The sequence below is a fragment of the Candidatus Neptunochlamydia vexilliferae genome (genome assembly GCF_015356785.1).
GTDB classification, from domain to species: domain Bacteria; phylum Chlamydiota; class Chlamydiia; order Chlamydiales; family Simkaniaceae; genus Neptunichlamydia; species Neptunichlamydia vexilliferae.
Genome location: NZ_JAAEJV010000105.1, coordinates 1 through 2946 on the forward strand (window position 1 = coordinate 1; position 2946 = coordinate 2946).

The following is a 2946-nucleotide window of genomic DNA, read 5'->3' on the forward strand; positions in this document are numbered from 1 at the left end:
TTAAGATGCTCTCATCACTTTTTATAGCCCTAACGGCTTTTTCGAGTTTATCTTCATTTTCCATGTTATCAAATCCTCTATTGGGTATCATTTTGTCAACTTAATACTTAATTTGACGAAATGACAAAAAAACCTCTACAAAAATTTCACTTTTTTATAGAGTACGGATTTTAATCACACCCCCTGGTTCAACCTTTTTTAAGCAAATCAGAGAAATCGACAATATGGGCAAAGAAACGGTCGGGATAGACACTTCCACAGACTCCATTAACATGGATAAGTACAGGTTTTACCGAAAACCCTTTCGGTAAGCTAAGAGCATCAATCTTTCTTTGGACTTCGCTTTTAACATCATTGGTAATTTCATTTTGAGAAAATTTGATTTCCACTAGATATAGAACTCTATGGTAGGTTTGGATCAGAAGATCGATTTGGCATCCCCTATTCTTAAGCGATTTTCTTTGGAAAAAGGGGCCTGCTCTTTGAACATCTCCCGGGGGGATATTCAGGTGCTTATAAAGTTCATTGACATTGTTAAGTACAAGGGTCTCAAATTGTAGGCCAAGAAGTGACTTCCAACCTTCGCGATGGACAATAGAGGAGGCATTATATGTTCCTGCAAGGATGCTCTTTTTATTAGGCAAGATTGCTTTAAGATAGAAGCGAATATAGTTATCGCTGACTCGAAACCGACTCAGATTGGATTCTTTTCCTGTTTTTAGATCCCAGGTATAGTCTCGAGAGACAAAGCCTGCTTTTACAAGGTCATCGACATGTTCGGCATAGGCGCCACTAGGTTGAACATTCAAAGCTTCATAAACATCTTTCAAAAACAGGCTTCGATCACTCATGTGCAAAAGGATATTTTTACAGACGGTGCTGCGCGCAGAAAATAGATCATTAAAGATCTGGTCAAACTCGTTGAATAAAAGGCCTGATTCTTTAAAGCATAAACGGTGGATATTTTCTTCAGCGGTTTCGCTAGGGAGGATTTCTTCAAGATACCGAGGGACTCCTCCAGTTACCGAAAGCACTTTAAAAATTTCATAGGGCGATACTCGATCACCCTGGCTGGCCCAAAACTCACAGCTATTGCTTAAGGAGAGAGGCTTTAGGTGCATACTTAAGGTGATTCTTCCTACGAAACCTGTACTACTGAGAATATTTTCCTCAATCCAACTAGAGACAGAACCGCATAGGATAAGAATAAGCTTTTTGTTTTTTGAAAAACCACGATCCCAAGCAAGCTTGAGCTTGCCCAAGAAGTCGGGGTCTTTTGAACCTACCCAAGAGATTTCGTCCAGTACAACAACAATGGGCCTTTCTTGATTAAGGTCGACAAGCTCCCTGAACAAAGCCCCCCAATCATCTGCTTGGGGTTTCTTGATCTTCAGTTCGTATTGCATCTGTCTGGAAAACTCTTCTCTCTGGCTTTGTGCAGTGGTATTTTTTGTTGGGGGGATTCCTGCAAAAGAGATAGTCGGTAAATTGAAGGTGAATTCTTCTATAAGACGACTTTTTCCAACTCTCCTTCTTCCCCTAAGAACGACTAAGCTTGCACCATCTTTTTTAAGAAGGGTCTGCAGGTCTTTGAGTTCACCTTGCCTGCCAATAAAGTCTGCCATAGACACCTCATGTGTAACTTCTCATAAAATAGCAAAAAAGCGATTTTATGAGAAGTTTTTAGGTGTATTTAAATCTCATAAAACAGCAAAAAGGTGATTTTATGAGAAGTTTTTGTGTTAAAAATCTTATTGTGAACGACTTGTAGTTTTTTTGTGAGCTTGGTCTCAATCTTAGCTTTTTGTCTTTTGAGTTCTAGGAATGGGCTATAATTGGCTAAATCGCCTGTTTTTAAGGAGATTTAGCCATTTATAAATTCGGGTTTTTTTGTAAGTGATTTGTAATTAGCGGTTAATATATATTCTTATAAAATCGCTAAAAGGCGATTTTATGAGAAAAATCAGGCTATATTTGGCTAAAAGTCAGATTTTTGGAGAGGTTTAGCGAGATATAAAAATGGAGTTTTTGTAAGTTTTTGGTTATTAGTTAAATATACAATTAATGCAAGTCGTTGAAAATAAGAAGATAACGTTATATCTCGCTAAAAGCACCATTTTTTATGAGATTTAGCGAGATATAGAAGTCTTAATAGAGGAGAAAATGGGAAAAGTTTTAGGCCGAGAAGAAGAAATTAAGGCTCTAAAGAAAGATAGAAGTTGTCGCAACCGGTGCAGTTTATTGGAGCGACTTTGGCGATCAAATAGACCCGATGATTGACCGCGCAGATCACTGCATGAATCTATGTAAAATTAAGTTCTATAATAGCGAGCGATTCTTCAACTCAGATGAAGCGCGTAAAGTCCTTTTCAGAAGGGAGCGATTTAGAGAAAAGACAAAAACAAGAAAAACTCTATTTAAAACCTTGACCTCGACTTATGGAGCCAAGGAGAATGGTTCCTATCTAGGGGCATTTGACAATCAGCTTACGCTTGATGCACTTTTTGAATAAAAAAACTCGGCATGGTTCAATCGTGGGTAACAAAAAATAATGACATAGAGGGGGCACCTTGTGGTATAGTTTTTTTAATTAAACCAAAACTAACCAAGGCCCCCCAATATGTCAAACAACAATGCTACCAATTCTTCAAATATTTTTAAAACAAAAAATGCAGCTGCATTGCCTCCAACAGAACGTAAGAAGTTAGCGCTCCATGCTCTTACTGGTAAATCAACGATTACCAGTTTGGCAGAGGGTGTGTAGTAAATCAGTTGGAAGGTAGGACAGAAGGGAAAAGTAGAAAAAAAATACCCCAGTAAGTACGATTTTGGAAAAAATAACAACTACCAAAAACCAACCACTGGAGTATCTATGGAACAAGTTATAGCACAAGCCAAAAAACAATTCGAGGATATTTTAAAGTATGTTCAAGAAGAGGCTCAGAA

General features: G+C 37.9%; 2 protein-coding genes. One reads left to right on the top strand and one right to left on the bottom strand.

The features are described 5' to 3' along the window. Positions 1-188 precede the first annotated feature (188 nt). Entirely contained in the window at positions 189-1625 is a 1437-nt protein-coding gene (locus NEPTK9_RS09355; protein ID WP_194848565.1) for an AAA family ATPase, read from the bottom strand. Between the two features lie 995 nt (positions 1626-2620). Here NEPTK9_RS09355 and NEPTK9_RS09360 point away from each other — a divergent pair. Further along, positions 2621-2764, top strand: coding sequence for a hypothetical protein (locus NEPTK9_RS09360; protein WP_194848566.1), 144 nt, complete (start codon positions 2621-2623; stop codon positions 2762-2764). The last annotated feature ends 182 nt before the right edge of the window (positions 2765-2946 follow it).

What these genes read in the sequence shown, in the direction of transcription:
- NEPTK9_RS09355 (WP_194848565.1), bottom strand. Translation starts at nt 1,625, where the DNA reads ATGGCAGACTTTATTGGCAGGCAAGGTGAACTCAAAGACCTGCAGACC.
- NEPTK9_RS09360 (WP_194848566.1), top strand. Translation starts at nt 2,621, where the DNA reads ATGTCAAACAACAATGCTACCAATTCTTCAAATATTTTTAAAACAAAA.